Here is a 20,087-nt window from a genome sequence, read left to right as displayed (position 1 = left end):
AATCATTCAGTTTAAATCCTTTATTTCTTTTTTATAAAAATAATACCAGAAGGTATTTTTCAATTCATTCTTCGTATCATCCTCTGAAAGTATAAAATTTGTATCAGAGAGAAATGCAGACTGAAAATTTTCAAAGTCCTTTAAGGTTTTGTTGCTAACCGTTAACTCTCCCAGGTACGGGAGTTCCAGTCCTTCATGCATATAGAGCAAAATGGCTTCCTCGATATGCCGGGGAATATAGTTATACCCCATGCCTTTCATTTTCTTCACCTGATATACAACCGCCTTAAAATCTTTCTCCAGTAACATTCGGGCAATGATATATTCAAAAGCTTTTGGATTGTTTGGATTTCCCCAAAGCATTGCATTCATATTATAGTTGTCATCTGTCGTAATAAAAAAATCATTTCCTGGCGTTAGCTCCATTTTTTCAACCAGCTCTGAATCAGAATACATTGCCGATGGGTCACGAATTATTTTTTCGTATTTCAACGCCCAGTTCCGATAATTTAATGTCTGCTTGAGCAAATGAACAAATCGTTCTGCTATTTTGAGATTACCCCTGATTATTTCCGTTTTAACAAGCATTTTTAAATTTTCGGGCTGGTATCCATTTATGACCATTGATTCAAATGCCAAATAATTTGCGGCTTTTGAGAGTCCGATACAATAATAAAAGTAGTATGCCCTATTGATATATTCCGAAAAATGTGGCAATGAAAGTGATTTTTCTTTAAAATCCTGGCTACCAAAAAATAGCTTATCACACAACAATCCTTTTTCGGACAAAGCCAAATTATAGTAATATTGCCCGGTTAAATTTGCAGATGGAGATTTTTCGATATGTTCGATTACAGCATCCCATTTTTGTTGAAATCCCATTTTCTCAATTTGCATTATATCTTCCTGCTCCTTATCGAACTTTAGCGTTATAAAAAAAATGGTTACCAGACAAATTACGGAAACAGATGTAACATGCTTTATGTTTCTTTTTTCAGAAACAACCATACTGTTGATTTCAGGTAGGTGGGGAACAAAAATCAGATAAAGACAAAAGGAATAAAATGAAATGGAAAAAACTGAAAACTTCAATACCGGCAATGGAAATGACAAAAGCTTATCTCCCGGCTGTAAAAAGACAAACTCTTTGAACACAATAAACACGGCTAAGCTGTTGACAAATAGCAATATCAATCCCGGTAGTCTTTGTGGTTTCGGACTGGCTGCAAGAATAAAACTAAAATATAACCCCACGTAAAATAAGGAAAAGGCCCCTGCGAAATAGTACACAGCCGGGAATAAAACAAAAAAGGAGATTAACTGATATTTCTTTTTCAGGCTCATTAAAGCGTACATCCAGAGTAACCCCAGCAGCAATCCTACACTGTGGTATATAAAATGGTCATAGAATGTCTGTAAAAAAAATAGCCCGCAAGCTGCGATGATCGAAAAATGCATTCCCCGGGAGTTACTTTTTGATAAAAGCCTGAAATTTTTCATCAACAGAGAAATGAGGATAACCGGGAAAGATGAGATAAGCAAAGCTCCAATGACATTATAATAATATCCCTGGGTTAAAAAGTTTCCCATATAAACCAAAAGCCCGCCAGGTTTCGATAAAAAGTGTTGCAAATAATCATACGTAAAAATAAAAAGGGATCTGTTTTCCTGGTAAAAGAACAAACCACTTCCAAAAAACAGGTAGTAAACCACTGAAGCAGCATAAAGCATCCACTTTATTGCGACGTAATTATTGAATACCAAAATCCGCCGGTTTGTTATGCCGCCTGTTTCAATCACTTTCTTTTATTTTTAATCCTTGCCTCCTACCCAGTTTGCTTTCAGTCGGGGCCTCTCAGATGCACGGGCAAAATCCCTGGGTCCAACCAGGATTTCCCCGGTAATTAGCTCCGGTATATTAAATGTTTCCAGCATTTTATCATAAACGGCAGGATTCTTTTGTGGTAAAATAAATGGTTTCCCCATATTTCCAGGAGAATCAAAATAGGCAATATAGGGCCTGGCCGTTAAGCCATCTCTGCGTTTACTACTAAAAACAATCCATTTCCCGTTTGAAGACCACGACTGATAACTTTCTGCCTCATTGCTATTCAGAGCCAACCAGCTGACCTTTCCTGTTGACAGATCCAACATATACAAGTCAGCATTTTTATGCCAGATCGAAGATGTACCATAATCACTCAAAGCAAAAACAACAAACCGGCCATCTGGCGATATGCTGGGCAAGGAAACACTTTTATTTATTTTGTTTGCATCAAAAACCACTTCGCGTTGTCCGAATGTTCCCGAGCCGGGGTCAAAAGGTTTCCGGATTAAATTATACCTTATGTTTTTATAGTCAAATTTTTCTTTGGGCTGTTCTGTGCTACAATAATAAAGGTGGTTTCCATCAGGAGACCAGCATGGAAAAGTTTCGTTATAAACAGTGTTGACTGTATCCATGATTGAGCACGGCGTAATTTCATTATTATACACGGAATAAATAAGCAATGAAGAATTGAGATCGTAAATCTCATTTCTCTTATCCGGCCCCATGTGAAAAGCCTGCACAATTTTATTCGACGAAAAAACAACATATTGTCCAAAAGGATGCCATGAGGGGTACACCGCATTTGATGTCATTTCTCCCACGCGTAACTCCATTCTCTTCACCCTGTTCCCTTCAATAAAATAGGTTCCTTTTTTAGAGCCCCGAACATGGAGTAAAAAATGTTCTGGATTGTTTTGCCTGAAAGAGTGACAATTAATACAGTTATCTTCCAATAACTGGTTTTCAACAACGGATGATTCATAAAAACTCTCCAGGGATCTTTGGACTATTTTCATTGCTCCTCCTGCTTCAAATCCAGGATAAAGCAGTCGATAGCAAATAAATGGATCAATTAGCTCATCAACCACATTCATAAAAAATGGTTTGAACTGACTTACTGTTCCATCCGTATTCTTTGAATAAACTTCGAACTTAATCTTTCCCCCCACACTATTCTTCAGTAACTTTCTCCAAAGTTTCAGGTTAAAACGGACTACCCCGTTTTTTGATTTTACGGATAACTGCACTCCATTGGCAGATAAGGCCTTTACGATATAGTGCCCGCCTTTTTCCCGGATGATAAAATTCATTGGCGCTATATTGCCTGGTACTGTTACCCCTGAATAGTCGGGGTCAATAACAGGTTCTCTATCCAGCATTTCTAAATTATCACTGGTGTTTGTTCTGCAACCGACGAATAATATTACCGTGAATATTAAAATCGTCACACCAAAAAGTCTTTTTATGGGTTTATCCTCCAACATTCCAAACTAAAGCAAGTAAATCTACAAATACTTTATTTAAATCAGGTTACGCATAATTTACCAGCAGCATTCCATATTAGAATAACTGATAAGCCAGCGCTTCTGCATATAATATTACAATAAACACTACGGGCAAGGCAAAAAGCAGTTTTTCATTTTGCTCTAAATTCATTTTGGGGGCCAGCTTATGGATAACCCTAAAACTGAAGATAATACCCAAAACAATTAATAAAATCAAAATGGCACTAAAAACCCATTCAGACCAACCTGGCATCTGCGGCATTTCAATCTGCCGGAATAACACGGCTTTTACTGTTTCAACTCCCCCGGGATCCCGTATTATATATTTATAATAAGGAAGTTTTGTTACGACTTCCATAAAAACAAGGCCAACAAAAAATGACGCGATAACGGGAATAAAAATATTACTTATGGATTGAAGATACTGCCTTACAGAAACACGTTTGGCAAAAAATGAGAGCAATATATATGGAAACACCCATAAAATAGATGGTAGCAGAAAATACAAATAAAAGACTTCAATGACATCTTTTAGTATCCCCTCACTTAAATGTAACCCCGACGAAATATTTCCGGAAGCAAAGAGAAGATTCAACCCATAAACAATTTGGAAATGCGTCATTTCAAATATCATTGACCCCGTAAGAAGAAACAAAAAAAACCATTCAGCGATTTGCATCGGCTTCCCTTGCATTAAATCCTGAGCAAACCCAATCTTTACAATGCCCGGATTTGGACGCAGGGACTTATCATCCGGAGTATACTTTTTACAGGTTTTTAAGCACCCGGCGCACAATAAACAATGATTATTAGTATCGACATGGGCAGGATACAAATCAACGCCACAACTCTTTTCGTTTAACTGATATATATAGTCGCTTTTTACACAGGATTTATCCGTACAGGAACGGCAAATGGATTTATCCTTCACTCTCCAGCCCCAGAATGCCATTTTCGAAAAGATACCAAGCAAGTAACCAACAGGACAAAAATAACGACAGAACGTATTCTTTTCGAAAACCAAACCCGACAACATTGATATGCCCATGATAGTAAGCAAGTAATAAGATGTGTACATGGGATTCGCATCTAACTCAAAAATTGTTATACCTACTGTCAGCACAAAAAAATAGAACAAAGTGATGCCCCATCCCGAGAGAATCCATTTTGGCCTTTTTCTTTTGAGCCCTATTTTGGCAAACAAGGTAGTAACCATTTCAACCGGGCATATCATACACCAAACCCGACCTAAAAATATGGCTGAAAGCACAATCAGGGGCCACCATAACCTCCATACAAAACTGGTAGTTAAATTTATTTTGCTCAGCTGATTTACAAAAACAGGATGTTTTGTTGGAGAAGAAAAACCAATGAAAACCAATACAACAAAAACCACTAATGCCATTAACCTAACTGAAACAGGAAACCATTTTTTCCCCAGATGATAATTTAATATTCTTAAAATCATGACATAAGGTTTACTCTTAATTATAGATTCTGCCGTTGATTCTTTCAGAATACATTTATTTTTCGGGCAGGTTAAAGGTCATTAAAATAATCGTCAGTAACCAACTAAAAACGCTTCAACAGAGATACATCCTTTGGGTAATTAAATGTTTCCCGACCATAAAACAATGTATCTAAAACCACTGACAACAAAAACCGAATAGCCTGCCATTGCACCGGTTTTAAAGCTTCGTTGTATTTACAATGAATATGAGCAAAAAAAGCTGCCGTGTAGGTAGTGACGCCTGCAAACGGATTGTGCAAAACAAAAACAGCACTGACACAACTGATACTCCTGGAATTATATTTACAATAATCAGCCTTGCAACATTTCTAATCCCGGCAAATATTCAGCTTTGTCCTTCCCCATAGCAAACCCGGCACATAGAAACCCACACGACAGCCACTTAACCAATACCTATCCTCATTAACCAAACTGTGGAATCTTTAACAATGTGCCTCCTTTGAGTGCAGACTCGTGAGCAATAATTCCAGGGACAGTATATGCTAATGCTTCGTAGATGTCAACAGTGGGTTTTCTTTCGTTTAGTAATGCATCAATAAATTCATGCGTAATAAAAGTGTGTGAACCATGATGCCCGCTATCATGCCTTAATGGTTCCGGCAACATATCTGTTTTCCACCATTCCGGCTGGTCATAATTTTCTAATTTGGGTTTACTCTGAACAAATCCTGCATCATCTTTCCCCAATTCTTTTGTCTTCTTTACCAAAGCTGCGCCACTTCTACGATTATCACAATAGAAACTCATGTTTGTTCCATTCCAACTTGCCCGTTCCAAACCTAAGTGAGCGCCTTTCCACCAAACATTAACCTTAAAAGCATTTCCTTTACTGGTTTTAAAATGAGCAGACTCATTCCAGAAAGGATTATTGTAAACATTATCTTTCAGGTAGGGCGAGTCGTCACCCCAGCCATTACAAACCACCTCTGTCAGTCTTTCTCCGGTAACACTAACCAGGTGAGCAGTACAATGCGTCGGATAATGCATTGGAGCCATTCCATATCGCCAGGTCCTTTCACCATCTACGATATACAAATTCTCCAGACCATCATGCTGATATTCCGATTCACAATAATATAAATTACCGAATTCCCCCTTTTCATACATCTTCCGTGCTGAAATCGTGTGTTGCTGGTAGTAACTGGTTTCAGCCATCATATAAGTTAAGCCATATTTTTTTACCGTTTCCAAAAGTAACTCGGCCTCGGCTACAGACCCCCAGCATGCAGGAACAGCGCTGATAACATGTTTCCCATGTTTCATACATTCTATGGTATGCTTTACATGATTAGGGCCTTCCGTAAATACAGCGATCGCATCAATATTTTTGTCTTTTACCATCTCTTCAAGTGAAGGATAAGATTTGCTGCATTTATAAACTTCCTTTAACCTGTTTCTTCTCTCCGGCACCAGGTCGCTCACCGCCTCTACAATACAATTGGGATGTTCATGCCAATGAAAAGAGCTGCCAAAACGCCCACCCACGATTCCTATTCTTATTTTTTTTAATGAAGGCTCTATTGCCATCAAAGAAGGGGTTATGATGGCTGTTCCCGCCAGCATTGCGTTCTTAACGATAAAGTTACGCCTGGACATAGATTTCTTTTTCATTTGTATAATTTTTATAAAATTTTCAAAAAATGAATGAATATACTGCGATGATTTAGGGTACCATTTTAACTCTCTGGTTTCCGATTGATTTTTTATTTAACAAATTGACAGAATATCCCGGGATATCGGGGTTACGCGATAAAACGGGGCAGAAGATGGTTCTTTCTCTTTTCATTTTTTCATGTTCTTATGAACCCGTGCGATTCTATTCAACCTTCAAAATTCTTCTGTCATTAATGAAACAAAAGATGGAACCGGAATTTTTAATATCGAATTGATCTTAGCACCTTATTCATACAATTTGTTATTCTCCCAAAATCTGTACTTCACAAACCCTTTTACGTTCGCGAACCTGGTCCCAGTCAATAAAATAGATGTACCCAAAATCGCCCAGCGATAATTCTCCCTCTACAATGGGGATTGTTTCTGAACGTCCGAAAAACACTGAACGCAAATGTGCATCCGTGTTCAGGCTGCCTTTGGCCTCTTCCCCCGGAATAGAAAGGGCAAAATCAATGTGTTTCGGACCCGGATGCAGGTACTGTCCTTCTGTCCTGCACGTTGGGATTAACCTCTCCATGATATTGTTCAAATCCTGCTGCAAAAATTCACGGCCAAAGTAATTCAGGTCGTGGGAACACTCCTGCGTCATCACCGAGCAGGTAGTGTGATGCGAATACACCACGCATATCCCGTTTTTTACACCTGAGTCTTCAATGACTTTTTTTACCTCTTCCGTTACGTTATGAAAATCCGGACGGTGGTCTTTGGATTGTACTTCAATGGTTCCTCTGTAAACTTTCATTTTTTATTCCTCCTTTTAGTTTTTACGTTATACTTTATATTTTTTAGTTATGAACTTCATCCCATGCCATTCGCACTGCCCGGATCATTTCATCCAGCATGGCCTCCGGGTCTTTTGCTTTCATAATGCCGCTGGTGGTGCCGGTGGCATCTGCCCCCGCTTTTATTACGTTATACACATCCTGGCCGTTGGATATGCCCGCGCCCTGCAAAACCTGTATTTCAGGGTTGACTTTTTTGATAGCAGCCGTGGTTTCCATGATGTATTTCCTGTCGCTGGGCTGGCCCGTACCAATCAATTCGGTCGGCTCCGCCACTATGATGTTGGGCGAAAAACGGGCAATCGCTTCTGCTTCCTCAATTGTGTCGGCACAAACAATGGAGACCAGGCCAACCTCGTCGGCCCGTTTGATGGCTTTGTTTAAATCCGAAACCGTCATGGGACGCTCGGCGTGGTTGAGCATTACCCCCACTGCCCCTGCTGCCTTCACCGCTTCGGGAAGTACCGAGCCCAGTCCCCTGCCAACGGGCAGAGGGTCCATGTGCTGGGCAAACACCAGCAGGTGCTGCGTGGCTTCCGCCAGCATTTGGATATCGGTATATTGCGGGGTAAAAATGATGCGCACATCATATTTTTCCGAGGCTTTGTCGGCAGCCAGTGCCAGCTTCAGTATCCGCTCCCCGTACATAAAAGCTTTGGGGCCAATCTCGAAAAATGGCGGCTTTATCGTTAATCCTTTGTACATACTGATTTTATTTTAAACATACCTTTCCGAAACCCTTTTCATGAGCGGTGCCTTAGAAAAAAACAAGGCATAAATGGTAATCATTACAAAACAAAAAGCGGGAACCAGAAAAGAGACTTCCACTCCAAACTGGTCGGTAATTACCCCCTGAATGGGAGGGAAAAACGCACCCCCCACGATAGCAAAATTAAGAAGCGCCGATGCCCTGCCCGAGAAAGCTCCCACATCCTCTATCCCCAGGCTGAACAGGGTTGGAAACATTATCCCAAGAAACAGCCCCAGGCCGGCAAGAAAAAATTCGTTATAGCCTGTTTGAAAGAAAATAAGAATAACGTATATGGCTACCATGCCCACGCCATAGATTCCGACAAGCAAATGTGCTTTGATAAACCGGAGGATAAAAACGGCAGCCAGTCCCATTCCCGCAGCAAAAACATAATACAGCGTCAGGTACCGCGAAGCCTCTTCCGGGGTAAAACCCATGTCCTGCAGGTATGGGATAAAAAAACCTGCCGTACAGGCTTCGGCGCCAACATAAAAAAACATGGCAAAAATCCCAAACAACAAATGAGGGTAACGCCGCGCCCCTTTAAATACTCCTTTCACTGAAAATGTGTCCTCTTCTTCTGCCTTCATGTGTGGCATTCCGGAAAAGTATATCAGTGTTCCGATAACTATTATTACCAATGACAACAATGCATACGGCTTCTGAAAACTCAATTCCCCAGTACCGTTGTAGATAAGGGAGGTGGCAACGATTGGCGTAACAGCATATCCTATCCGGGAAAACATCTGGACAAAATTCATCCGGATATGCGCCCCTTCCCTGTCACCCAGTAAAACGACAAAAGGATTGGCGGCCACATTGATTATTGTTATGCCTGTTGACAAGGTAAAAATAGCCATCAGCACAATTGCATACGAATCCAGCATTTTGGCCGGCACCACCATGGCACATCCAAGTGCACTAAAAAACAGGGCAACTACCAGGCTTATTTTATACCCGTATTTATGAATCATCCAGGCAATGGGCAGTGGCCAGATAATGTAAGTGATGTAAAAGGAAAACTGGATCATGGTGGCCTGAAAGTAGCTCAACTCAAAATGTTTGACCACGGCAGGCAACAAAATGTCATTCATCACAAACATTGACCCCACGGTCAGGAACATAAGACAAAGAAGAGACAAAGGCTTGTATTGATGTTTCATTTCTTTAGTTTAAATCCTGGCATCCAGTACAACTTCAATCTCCAGCAACTTGCACAAGTCGACAAGTTCGTTTACATAAGTACCGTATACCGCCGCAAAATGCTGCGACTGAACATGATCCAGTACCTGCCTGACCGGAACGTCCGGATAAAACGTAACACTTGGCCACGACGGCAGTGGTACGCCCATTTCAACCCACCGGGGCCGTTCTTTCCCTTTGCCGGTAACAATATGCATCCGGTATCCTTCTTTCGTTTCGGAAAGACACGCCAGGGTCATGCGCCCCTTTTTCATGTTTGAGCAGTGGGCAATTCCTTTCAGAAGCACGGTTGATACATCTTTTATCTGTGGTTTCCCTTCAATAAAATCAGAAGGGCAGTAACCATCTTCTCCCAGCAACATCCATTCAGGGTGATGTTCGTAATGTTCAATAAAGGTGACCTGCTTCCCGGAAATCCATTTCAGGATTAGTTGTGCCACCGAATTTCCCAGATCATTTTCATCCACATAGGGATAACCGGCATCTGCCACAAGAGACGACGGGACAGCATGGGTAAGCCCCATTTCCAGGTCAACGCCATCCACACATTTATACGAGAAGGTATCGAACTTTTTCTCTTTGCACAAAGCAACCGTTCCCATATACATACGGACTGCCTTCTGAATCACCTCTTCACCGGGTTTTCCAAGCGGGTATTCCCAATCTTTCGAAACCCGTTTTGCTTCCGCCCTGATTTCCTCTTCAGGAATTGCATCCATCTTTCGCTGAAGCTGAAGCATATCCATACTTTCAACTTCGGGCCCAATCAGGTCGCGCAATTTGGTTGGATTAATACCGGTGGAATACAGTCCCATGTCGTTGTAGCCAATCATTCCCAGCCTTGCATGCCGTAACCCTTTCATGGCGGCAGCGGCCTTTGCAAAAGAGAGTATCCCTTCGATATCCATGGGAGAATCAGGGGCATTAAACAGGTATTTAAATTTTATTCCCCACTGCTCCATGGGGAAACGCAAAGAGGTAGAACCCGCCCCTGCTGCCGGGGAAATGAGGGTCCCCTTTTCCCCAAACTGTCCTTCGTGATCGGTAAAACCTCCCAAACTGTAAAGAATCATGGGTTCATTCCGAAACTCGTGTAACACCCTGAATACACCCCGTGTATCTATCCAGTTAATAATATTTATAAACAGAAAGTCCCATTCCTGTAGTTTCAGCTCCCGGATGGCCCGCTCCGGCTCAGTCCCTTCTCCAAAGACAGGGTCCGTTTTTACCAGCTCCAGCCCGGCATCGGTCAACTGCTTTTCAGCCCTGGCGCTTATCATTTTTAAATTGGCGGGCTCATAAAACATCGTTCCAAAGGATACATATCCTACTCTAATCTTTTTCATATTGGTTATCTTTTTGTTAGAATTCAGGTTCATATTTCATTTCAACAGGTTCCCAATGAATCTGCCGGATAATGATATTGCGTATTTTGATTTTACTGCAGTAGGCTTCAAACCCCACCTTTGTATATTTTTCAGTATCGATTGGCTCCGGGTCCATCGCTTCAAGCAGCAACCTCCCGTTGGCCAGGATAAAACAGTGCCCGTCGATGCTTCCCGCCTGGATTTTATATACCTTCCCGGGAACAAAGTCAAATAAAGGGGTACCTACCATAAATTTATAGTCGTTCGATTTTTCAATTCCTACCTTGCCGGTCCACCAGCCCTGCAGGCCTGCCACGTAAGCTATTCCCCGCTGATCGGTTTCGGCAAGCCATTCCCCGTTCCACATGACATTGATGTCATGCGAAGAGGGCAGGATGGTTTGGGCCTCAAATTCCACCAGCACGTTGCCCGGGAAATCTTGTTTCGGAATCGCCATTCCCGGCCAGTTTCCCCTGTTTTCGCCCACCAGCCAGTCACCTTCCACTTTCCATTCACTATGGTGCACGGTCCAGTTTTTTGCAAATTCTTCCGGAGTTACCTTTTTATCATACAGAACGGGTGAAGAATCCAACAAGATTTGCTTTTTCATTAGTTTTATTACATTCATATTCGAAGTTTTAGACATATTTTCTCCTTTTCTGTTTGTTTCGTACTGACACCTGCAAAAAAGCACAACCAGTAATCCCAACATCCATATTTTACTCATAATAAATACCTTACCCTCCTTTGTTTATACACTCGACTTTTATCATACTGAACACTTCCTTTGCATTTACAATACCGGTAAGGTCTTCATTTATCGCGGTTGACAGGTACATCTGTTCCGTACGGCCAATGAGCTTAGGCCTGGATTTTTCTCCGGGCGTGCCGGTTATTTCTCCCCGGTAAATAATCGATGGCTGCCCGTTCCCCTGAAAATCGAACCATCCGTCCGATTTCAACCGTGGAAAGTCCGGGGTATAATCACCGGAAACATTCATTTCGATATAGTAGTACCAGTTGGATTCTTCCGGTATTTGTACATCCACACTGAATGTTTTTACCTTTGGGGTGGGCCCGGTAATTGCTTCGGGTGCCGGATTTTTTAATGACGGAATATCATCCCTCCCGGTTTCTTTCCGGAATGCCCCAATCCAGGCCGGCAGGGAAACCGGGCACTCTGCCTTCCCTTCAAAATTCCCAGTTGCGGTACGATAGGTAACAAACACAGTTTGTATCCCGCCTGTTTTTTTATTTTCGAGCCAGATTGCAAATTGCGGGGGCTCTCCGTAATCGCTTTTTTCATAAATATTCGGCTCCAGAGAAATGGTAAACAGCAAAGCTCTCCCGCCGGCTTGTTTTTTACCTGCGCCGGAACACCCCAAAAGAAACAGAGTCAATATGTATACAAACAGGGCCCTCATTTTATTCAAATTTTACTGGCTTGCGCACCTGCCAGTTTCCGCGGGTGAAATCGGGAAAATCGACCGGCCTGCTTTTACTGGCAACCGACTCTTCTGTAAGTTTGGTAATGATACTCCACGAAGCAGTATCATAGACATCTATCGGTGTATCGGTCCCATTCCGTATTGCCTGAACAAAATCCAGCATACACAAATAATCGCTGCCCCCGTGACCTGTTTCCCTGGCTTTTTCTCCATATTGCTTCCATAAAGGATGCTCATACTTCGATGCGTAGTTATCTATCTCTTCCCATTGATGCGGGACCGGGCTCTTATCTTCCAGGTAAATTTTATTCAGCGACCCGGAGTATATTCCCTTGGTGCCCTGTATCCGGTAAATCCAATCCATCGGCCTCGGATTTTTCGTGTCATAATAAAGGGTTATTGTTATCCCGTTATGGGTCTGTATAAGAGACGTATTTACATCTCCCTGGGCATATTTTTTTGTTGCGGCCGGATGCCCTGCCCCGAATTTCTTTTCAGCGTAATAGTTTTGTCCGAGAGCACGGCTGCTCATTGAAACCAGGTATTCGAACCTATTTCCGCGGTTAATATTGATCCATTGGGAAACCGGGCCAATGGCATGTGTAGGATACGGGTTCCCGTTTGTCTGGCCTCCGTAAGCTCTCCAGCGCATTTCACCATCCGGGCCAAAACCAGCATATCTTGCATCGTGCTGGTAGCCGCACTCACAATGGGTAAGATCCCCGAATAGCCCCAATTGATTCATTACCTGAACCATTTTTACGTTTCGCATATAGGCATAGTTTTCCATCAGCATACATGGTTTCCCCGTCTTTTCAGATGTTTCAACCAACTCCCACGCCTGGTCATATTCCACGCAGGCAGGCATTTCCGTCCCGCCGTATTTTCCACCGCGCATGGCAGCCAGCATAATCGGGGTATGCAGATTAATGGGAGTCGCGGTATAAATGGCATCCAGGTTATTTAACTCTGCCAGTTTCTTATAGTCTTCCGGACCGGTAAACCCGGTTGGTTTTGACTGCCCGGCTTCCTCCACCAGCCGTTGTGCCCTGGCCACTTTTTCTTCCACGATATCACAAACAGCGGGAACTTCGACCCCTTCGATAGAAAGGGCGACTTTTAACATTCCCATACCTCTTCCACCAACACCCACAAAACCAATGCGCACCGGTTTTTCCGGAGAACAACCGGCTAAAAGGTTCCCGTAAGCTCCGGTTGCAAGATACAAACCCGCACCGGTACTGGTTTTTAGAAAGTCGCGGCGTTTAAAATTTGATTTTGACTCCATTTCTTTCATCCTTTATAAATCCCAAAAATTCTCCAGTGATTCATATAATTTCACATACCTCTTATAGTGCCTGTTATACAATGTGTGATTCTCCATTATTGGTTCGAAGGCAAAGCCGGGTTTCACCGAGATTTTACATGCCATTTCCAGATCCTTAAAAATCCCGGTACCGATACCGGCCAACAAACAGGCGCCGGTTACAGAGGTCTCCGTATTTTCAGGGGTCACTACCGGTAACCCGGTAATATCAGCCAGTACCTGGTTCCAGAACCTGTTCCCGGAAGCCCCCCCCAGGGCATGTAGGGTACTGACATGAATCCCTCTGCCTTTCATCGTCTCCAGGTTATGGCGTATCATCAGGCACACCGCCTCGATGATGGCCCGGATAAAATGCCCTTTGCCCATTCCCATTTTAATCCCGAAAAAAACACCTGTTGCTTTCGGGTTAAACTCCGGTGAGCCGGTTCCCATCAGGTGAGGTAACATCAGCAGCCCGTGGACGCCCGGGGCTACTTTTTCCGCCTGCCCGGTAAGCAAATCATACACATCTTTTCCTGTCTGGCCGGCCTCTTCCATTTCCGGTGTACAAAACTCATCCTTAAACCACTTTAACACCATTCCTGCCGTTTGCGCATAGGGCTGCAGAAAGTATAACCCGTCCACCGCATGGCACTGGCAGGGGAGTTGAGTGGAAAAGTCAACCACCGGATTGTTAACAGTTACACACATGGCCATCGAAGCGCCGATAGTCAGGGTTGCATTGCCCGGGTGGATATTTGCCGATCCGATAGCGCCGGCGGCATGATCATAAGCTCCGGTCACACACTGGGTTTTTATACTCAATCCTGTGGCAGAGGCAGCTTGCTTTGTCAGCGTTCCGACAGGAACACCTGAGCTGCATAAATCAGGCAGTTGACTCTCCGAAATGCCAATAAAATCAAGCATCTCCTTCCACCACTTTTTCTCCAGAATATCCAAACAGAGTGTGGAGGATGCCACTGAATACTCGGTGCAAAAAGTACCGGTCATCCGGAAAATAAGAAAATCTTCAACCAACAGGTACTTATATGCCTGGCTAAACACTTGAGGTTCATTCTTTTTTAACCACAGGATTTTGGTAGCCGTCCAGGTGGGAAGCACTTCCGGCTGACCGGTTTTGGCCATGATGGCTTGTGCCCCGAATTTATTTTTTATCTGAACAGCTTCTTCCCCCGACCGGTTATCCAACCAAATAATTGCTTTCCGGAGCGGGTTCCCCGAAATGTCAACCGGAATGAATGTCTCTCCCTGGCTGGAAAAACTCACCCCACTGATGTGTTCTGATTTTATTCCTGATGTAAAAACCAGGTCCCGGATAATCTGACAGGTAACGTTCCAATAGATTTCTGCGTCCAACTCACAAATATCTTCCCCATCCGTATCCAGAACGTATTCCTGTTTTGCAGTGGTTATAATTTTGCCCTTATTATCCATCAACATTCCCTTGATGGAGGTGGTCCCTGCATCGATGCCAATCACATAAGTGGTTCCCTCTTTATCCATTTAGCTGATTTTTGCTCAAACGACTTTATCCTTCATCTGAAATCCCATGCTTTTCCATGGCATCCCGGGGAGAAAGGTTGTTTTTTACCACGTCGCATAAGGCGGCCTGGAAACCGGCAGGGTTGGGGATCTGAATGGCATTCCGCCCGAAAACAACACCCCTAGCACCGTCCCTGATTTCATCGTATGCCAGTTGTAATGCCTCAACCTGGGTAGGTGTTTTGTCTGCGCCCAAACCAAAAACCGGAACCGGGCAACTTTCGGTTACCTTTTTAAAGTCATTGGTGTAAAATGTTTTTATCATGTCACAACCCAGCTCGCTTAAAATCCGGCAACTCGAAAATACCTGCTCATGCATTTGTTCTTTCGAAATAGTGCCGGAGTGGGTGGGAAAATATTCTCCGATAACCGGAATCCCCAGTTTGGCTGCATCGTTTACCAGCCGGCTGTAAACTTTAACATTGTCGGTATCGGTTTTCTCACTCCCGGTTTGCAGGGTCAGCGACACCAACACTATTTCTGCTCCGTTGGCTACCGCCTCTTCCACTGTTTGTGCAATAACCGTATAGGCCTGGTTATAATTCCAGTGAAAACAGTAAACAGAGCTCCAGTTTAACCTCACTATCGGCATGGGAGCGCCTTTGCTGTTAAAAGCAGGCCGGAGATGTTTTAGCATACCGGGGCTTAGCAGCACTCCATCGACACAGGGATTAATTTTTTTTGCCGTCTCCTGCAGGTTTATCATCCCCGGAATAGGGCCGTCAAACATGCCATGGTCGATGGCAACGATTACTGCATTGTCACTTTTGTTAAAGAGTTTTTCCAGTCTTAAAGATTTTCCGTTCATAATTTTTTATATCTAATTAATAAAACACAATCATAAGTTACAAAATACCAATCAGTTCCCGAATAAGCCGCCGGGAATAAACAAGAGTGAATTGTTCCGGCAACCGGATACAATCAAAAAAATAAATATCGAACCAAGTAAAACCTTCTTTAACCGGTTCTTTTGATTAAAGGGATGAAGTCGCCCCCAGGCTATTTCAATTGAGTCTTTCATTCAACAAAAAATCTGTAAATAGTTGTTTCACGATATTTCTCATTCGGATATAAAATGGTGGATGGAAATTCAGGATGATTTGGCGAATCAGGATAGTATTGTGTCTCCAGGCACAAACCGCTATATTTCTGATACCGGATCCCCTTTTTCCCAACAATTGATTCATTCAAGAAATTTCCTGAATAAAACTGTATCCCCGGCTGGGTCGTTCTCACCTCCATTTTCCTTCCGGAAACCGGATCGTATAGCACTGCAGCCAGCGAAAGTTTTTCCTTTTGCTTATTTACTATCCAATTGTGATCGTATCCATTTTCAACCTGACTCACATCCCGGCCAATTCTTTTGGATAGGGTAAAATCCATTGCGCCATCCCTTACATCAACAATGTTGCCCGTTGGAATCAACACTTCATTTACCTCAGTATATTGGTCTGCATTCAAATAAAGTTCATGATTAAGAATGGTAGAATCTCTACCACCCGACAAGTTGAAATAGCTATGATTCGTCAGGTTAACAGGCGTTGGTTTATCGGTGGTTGCCCAATAATCAATAATCAATTCATCATCTGAAGAAAGGGTGTACGTTACCCGGGTTTTCAAATTACCGGGAAAGCCTTCCTCTCCATGCTTACTCAGATAGGATAAGGTTAAAGAAGAATCCGTAAATGATTTAACATCCCAAATTTTATGGTCAAAACCCTCAATTCCGCCGTGTATTGAATTTTCGCCGTTGTTTTTGGCCAGTCTGATTGTATCACCGTTTAGCACAAATTGAGCATTTGCAATCCGGTTGGCATATCTGCCCACCACACAACCGAAATATGGGTTAGGCGAACTCAGGTAATTTCGTACTGAGTCAAAACCTAACACCACATCGCATAAGTTGCCAAGTCGGTCGGGAACCCTAACATGTGTAACAGTAGCTCCATAATTTATTATCTTCACCTCTACTCCATTTTTATTCTTCAGAGTAAAATGAGACACTTCTCCTTCGGGAAATTTATACCGTTTAACCTGTTCATCCGATTTATCCTTAAATGTACAGGAACAAAAACCAATCAGTACAGGAATAAAGATATACCACCTGAAAGCAAGGTATTTTTTAATGATTGCTTCTATATTCATTTACACATCCAGCTAATTTTCAATTGTGCATCCACAACACTCTTGTTTGTGTAGTAATTCTTTACAGCGACTAAAATTTAAATTGCGGAACTTTCAGCCACTCTCCATCCTTCATCGCCGATTGATGAGCAACAACCCCACCAACAGTCATATTCAAAGCCATTGCAACATCCACAAGCGGTTTTCTGTCTTGAAGAATCGCTGAAACAAACTCATCAGTTAATCGACCATGAGAACCACCATGTCCGCCTGAAGTTACCCCCGGAGGAAGAGGAGGGCGCTCCAAATCAGGAAGGTTTTCAACAATACCATCATACTTATCATAATAAGAACCTTTAGTTCCCCTTACCCTTCCTGTTTCAGAACCATAACCATGCCCCGGGGTATCAGCACTTCGACCCATTCTGGCCGTTCCTCCCTCGCTGGTACGGTACAAAGCAATTTCGGTAGCAAATGGATTGTTGTATTGATTTTTATGATAACGTTCCATTGCACTTGGTATTCCCAGACATGAAACTTCGGTAAATGTTCCATTTGTCACCCCAATATAGTAGGCGTCAGAATGCGTTGGGTACCATTGAGGCGGCAAACCTTCCCGCCATTTTTTGAAGGAATCGATACCATTTTCAGAATAGTGCCAGTATTCACCTTCTGCATAAACAACGGTGCCAAAAGCTCCTGCATTGTATATCTGGCGCATGGCATATAGATTCTCCCGGAACATCGAAGTTTCAAACATCATGTATTTGAGTCCGGTTCGTTTGACCGTTTCAAACAATTTTTCTGCATCTTCCAATGAACCAAACACGGCTGGTACCGCAGTGGCAACGTGCTTACCGTGATTTAGTACTTCGATACAATGCCGGGCATGACTGGGTGCGTCAGTGGCAACAAAAATGGCCTCAATGTTATCGTCTTTGACCATTTCTTCCAAAGAAGGATAGGTTTTATTGCACTTTGTAACTTCTGCCAGTTTCGCGCAACGTTCAGGAATAAGATCACTGACCGCAACAATATCTACATTGGGATGATCCTGAAAACCAAAGGCGGCTGCAAATTTACAAACCCCATACCCCACAAGTCCAACACGAACTTTTCTACTTGAAACCGGAGTCCATATTTTTGAACTTTCAGCTGCAGATCCGGTGTCTTCAAACCCCTGAATTGTGGTTTTTGCAGCCTTTTCTCTATTGGTGCAGGCAATCTGGTTCATACCTAATATACCAGCTCCAATGCCGATGCCCGTTAATTTTATAAAATTACGCCTGTTTGATTGATTATTTAATTCTTTCATTCTTCGCTACTTTAATGGTGAATAATTCATATTGACTTTGTTTTTATATTTACCTGGGTGAATCCTTTATCATCCGGTTTAAAATATTTGCAGTAATTTTTTGTACATGCTGATTAACGCCGAATGTACGCCCCCCCGGATTGTGTCCGGCAGGAGCAGAACGTCCGTATGGATCTTCAGCATATTGATATGGAGGCTCTTCCATTCCTCCGTCGCCTGCCGGGACATGACCCGGCGGTTGAGATAAACCTTCGTTCCACCAGCATGTGCCTGCATTAAAAACCCAGTTCCCTTTTGGCCCGGGGTATATGATGCCGGAATGCAGCTTATCCGTTTGTGAAAGTTCACTTTCGGCCAGCACAACAAGCCCCGGTATGTTTAGCGCAGGTGGCCCGTGAAATTCCCAGCCTATAACAGCAGGTATTTTATCTCCCTCTTCAAGCCCGGTTCCTTCATATACCCAATGATCTGCGTTTTTCACTACCCAATCGCCGTATCCAACGCCATAGGATGTCAGCCCCATCAATTTTTCTTCGTCTCCGAAAAGCACATTGCTCGTTTTGGCAAAAACGCGACCCGGTGTCCCCAGGTAACTATCATAAAACTGTATTTCTCCTGAAATAGAATTGCCGGACAGAAATGCAAAACTTAAACCGTTATCACGCGCTTTAATGGCCTCGTCAAACATTTTCCGTGACCAGTATTCGTCGTGCCCCACAGATATAAAAGCTTTACTCCGATTTAATACTTCCGGATCAAAATGCAGATCAAGGTTTGAACAATATGTAACGTCATACCCTTGTTCTTCCAGCCAGAAAACCAATGGATGTTCCCACAACAGGAATTCTCCTGATCCTGCTGAAAGCGGCGCATCAAGAAGCTGGCAATATTTAGTATACGGACGATCAAAACTGACCCTGACATTTGGCCCGGTATACCATACGGATGGGCCTCCATCGTCGTACAATGAATCCCGTTCAGGCCATTTATTATAAGCTTGCCACGTCAGGTCACTTACCTGACAAAGGATATCCGACTTCCGGCGTTCCTTAACCACAAAAATGATATAACTCTGCTTTCCAAATTTCTCATCCCGTGATAATTTGCCCAGATAAACCCCACTTGGCCAATCCGCTGGAATTGTGAATGTAGTAGCCGCTTCCCAGTTGCACTCTCTCAATCTTTCTACAGACATCATTGGCACATCCTGGGTACGGCCTGCAAAAGAGCCCAAACGCGCCATATGCCGGCCACCTGTTCCACCATACCATCCCATTCGGTAGATATCAATCACAAACCTTCCGGGAGGATCCATACTTACTTTGAAATCTATAGTCTCGCCCGGATAAACACTCGTTTTGGAGGCAAACCCCTCAATGCTTATAGAACGTAAATACCGGATAAGAGGGTACGAAGCCATTGTGGGCGGGGTTGTAAAACCTGTAAACTGAAGTTGCCACTCTACTGAACCGGGTTTACTGTTTTCCTCAGCTACAACACCACTTTTTTGACGTGTAGGATTGGAATACCCCGAAAAAGGTATCATGGTGCTGCCCAATCCAGCGAGTGTCGCACTTTTAAGCATATTACGCCGGGATATGTTAGACTTCTCTTTTTTCATTTTTTGAAATTTAATATCGAAATAATTCAACTGGGAAATTTGTAATACACAACAAAAGAGACGAAA

The 20,087-nt window shown here is 43.0% G+C and carries 16 protein-coding genes; all 16 read right to left on the bottom strand.

What is annotated here, in order from left to right; genetic code table 11:
* Positions 1–6: 6 nt before the first annotated feature.
* The gene (locus D1164_RS00485) at positions 7–1,800 is read right to left on the bottom strand and encodes a DUF6057 family protein (protein WP_147371970.1); all 1,794 of its coding nucleotides are present in this window, start codon (positions 1,798–1,800) and stop codon (positions 7–9) included.
* Positions 1,801–1,812: 12 nt separating this feature from the next.
* Positions 1,813–3,210, bottom strand: a complete 1,398-nt coding sequence (locus D1164_RS00480) for a TolB family protein (RefSeq protein ID WP_172594278.1) — start codon at positions 3,208–3,210, stop codon at positions 1,813–1,815.
* A gap of 181 nt (positions 3,211–3,391) precedes the next feature.
* Positions 3,392–4,804 carry a 4Fe-4S binding protein gene (locus D1164_RS00475; RefSeq protein WP_119347967.1) on the bottom strand — a complete coding sequence of 471 codons (1,413 nt, stop codon included), beginning with the start codon at positions 4,802–4,804 and terminating at the stop codon, positions 3,392–3,394.
* Positions 4,805–5,269: 465 nt separating this feature from the next.
* Positions 5,270–6,478 carry a Gfo/Idh/MocA family protein gene (locus D1164_RS00465; protein ID WP_206610882.1) on the bottom strand — a complete coding sequence of 403 codons (1,209 nt, stop codon included), beginning with the start codon at positions 6,476–6,478 and terminating at the stop codon, positions 5,270–5,272.
* Positions 6,479–6,782: 304 nt separating this feature from the next.
* The gene (locus D1164_RS00460; RefSeq protein WP_119347965.1) at positions 6,783–7,283 is read right to left on the bottom strand and encodes a secondary thiamine-phosphate synthase enzyme YjbQ; all 501 of its coding nucleotides are present in this window, start codon (positions 7,281–7,283) and stop codon (positions 6,783–6,785) included.
* Between the two features lie 43 nt (positions 7,284–7,326).
* Positions 7,327–8,028, bottom strand: a complete 702-nt coding sequence (locus D1164_RS00455; RefSeq protein WP_119347964.1) for a triose-phosphate isomerase — start codon at positions 8,026–8,028, stop codon at positions 7,327–7,329.
* 12 nt (positions 8,029–8,040) lie between these two features.
* Entirely contained in the window at positions 8,041–9,237 is a 1,197-nt protein-coding gene (locus tag D1164_RS00450) for an MFS transporter (RefSeq protein WP_119347963.1), read from the bottom strand.
* 9 nt (positions 9,238–9,246) lie between these two features.
* Positions 9,247–10,623 carry a hypothetical protein gene (locus D1164_RS00445; RefSeq protein ID WP_172594277.1) on the bottom strand — a complete coding sequence of 459 codons (1,377 nt, stop codon included), beginning with the start codon at positions 10,621–10,623 and terminating at the stop codon, positions 9,247–9,249.
* Positions 10,624–10,639: 16 nt separating this feature from the next.
* Positions 10,640–11,272: a hypothetical protein gene (locus D1164_RS00440; RefSeq protein ID WP_172594276.1), complete on the bottom strand. Its 633-nt coding sequence runs from the start codon at positions 11,270–11,272 to the stop codon at positions 10,640–10,642.
* A gap of 109 nt (positions 11,273–11,381) precedes the next feature.
* Complete coding sequence (locus tag D1164_RS00435; RefSeq protein ID WP_119347960.1) at positions 11,382–12,068, bottom strand: hypothetical protein; 687 nt, start codon at positions 12,066–12,068, stop codon at positions 11,382–11,384.
* A gap of 1 nt (position 12,069) precedes the next feature.
* Entirely contained in the window at positions 12,070–13,380 is a 1,311-nt protein-coding gene (locus D1164_RS00430) for a Gfo/Idh/MocA family protein (protein ID WP_172594275.1), read from the bottom strand.
* Between the two features lie 12 nt (positions 13,381–13,392).
* The gene (locus tag D1164_RS00425; RefSeq protein WP_119347958.1) at positions 13,393–14,922 is read right to left on the bottom strand and encodes a xylulokinase; all 1,530 of its coding nucleotides are present in this window, start codon (positions 14,920–14,922) and stop codon (positions 13,393–13,395) included.
* Positions 14,923–14,947: 25 nt separating this feature from the next.
* Entirely contained in the window at positions 14,948–15,769 is an 822-nt protein-coding gene (locus tag D1164_RS00420; RefSeq protein WP_119347957.1) for a class I fructose-bisphosphate aldolase, read from the bottom strand.
* A gap of 209 nt (positions 15,770–15,978) precedes the next feature.
* The gene (locus D1164_RS00415) at positions 15,979–17,106 is read right to left on the bottom strand and encodes an aldose epimerase family protein (RefSeq protein WP_119347956.1); all 1,128 of its coding nucleotides are present in this window, start codon (positions 17,104–17,106) and stop codon (positions 15,979–15,981) included.
* Positions 17,107–17,176: 70 nt separating this feature from the next.
* Positions 17,177–18,400 carry a Gfo/Idh/MocA family protein gene (locus tag D1164_RS00410; protein WP_119347955.1) on the bottom strand — a complete coding sequence of 408 codons (1,224 nt, stop codon included), beginning with the start codon at positions 18,398–18,400 and terminating at the stop codon, positions 17,177–17,179.
* 49 nt (positions 18,401–18,449) lie between these two features.
* A complete protein-coding gene (locus D1164_RS00405) occupies positions 18,450–20,021 on the bottom strand; it encodes a N,N-dimethylformamidase beta subunit family domain-containing protein (RefSeq protein ID WP_119348317.1) in 1,572 nt (523 codons plus the stop codon).
* Positions 20,022–20,087: the final 66 nt, after the last annotated feature.

Origin of the sequence: Mariniphaga sediminis (assembly GCF_003573545.1) — a bacterium.
GTDB lineage: Bacteria > Bacteroidota > Bacteroidia > Bacteroidales > Prolixibacteraceae > Mariniphaga > Mariniphaga sediminis.
This window is presented reverse-complemented; position numbering and strand designations above follow the sequence as displayed.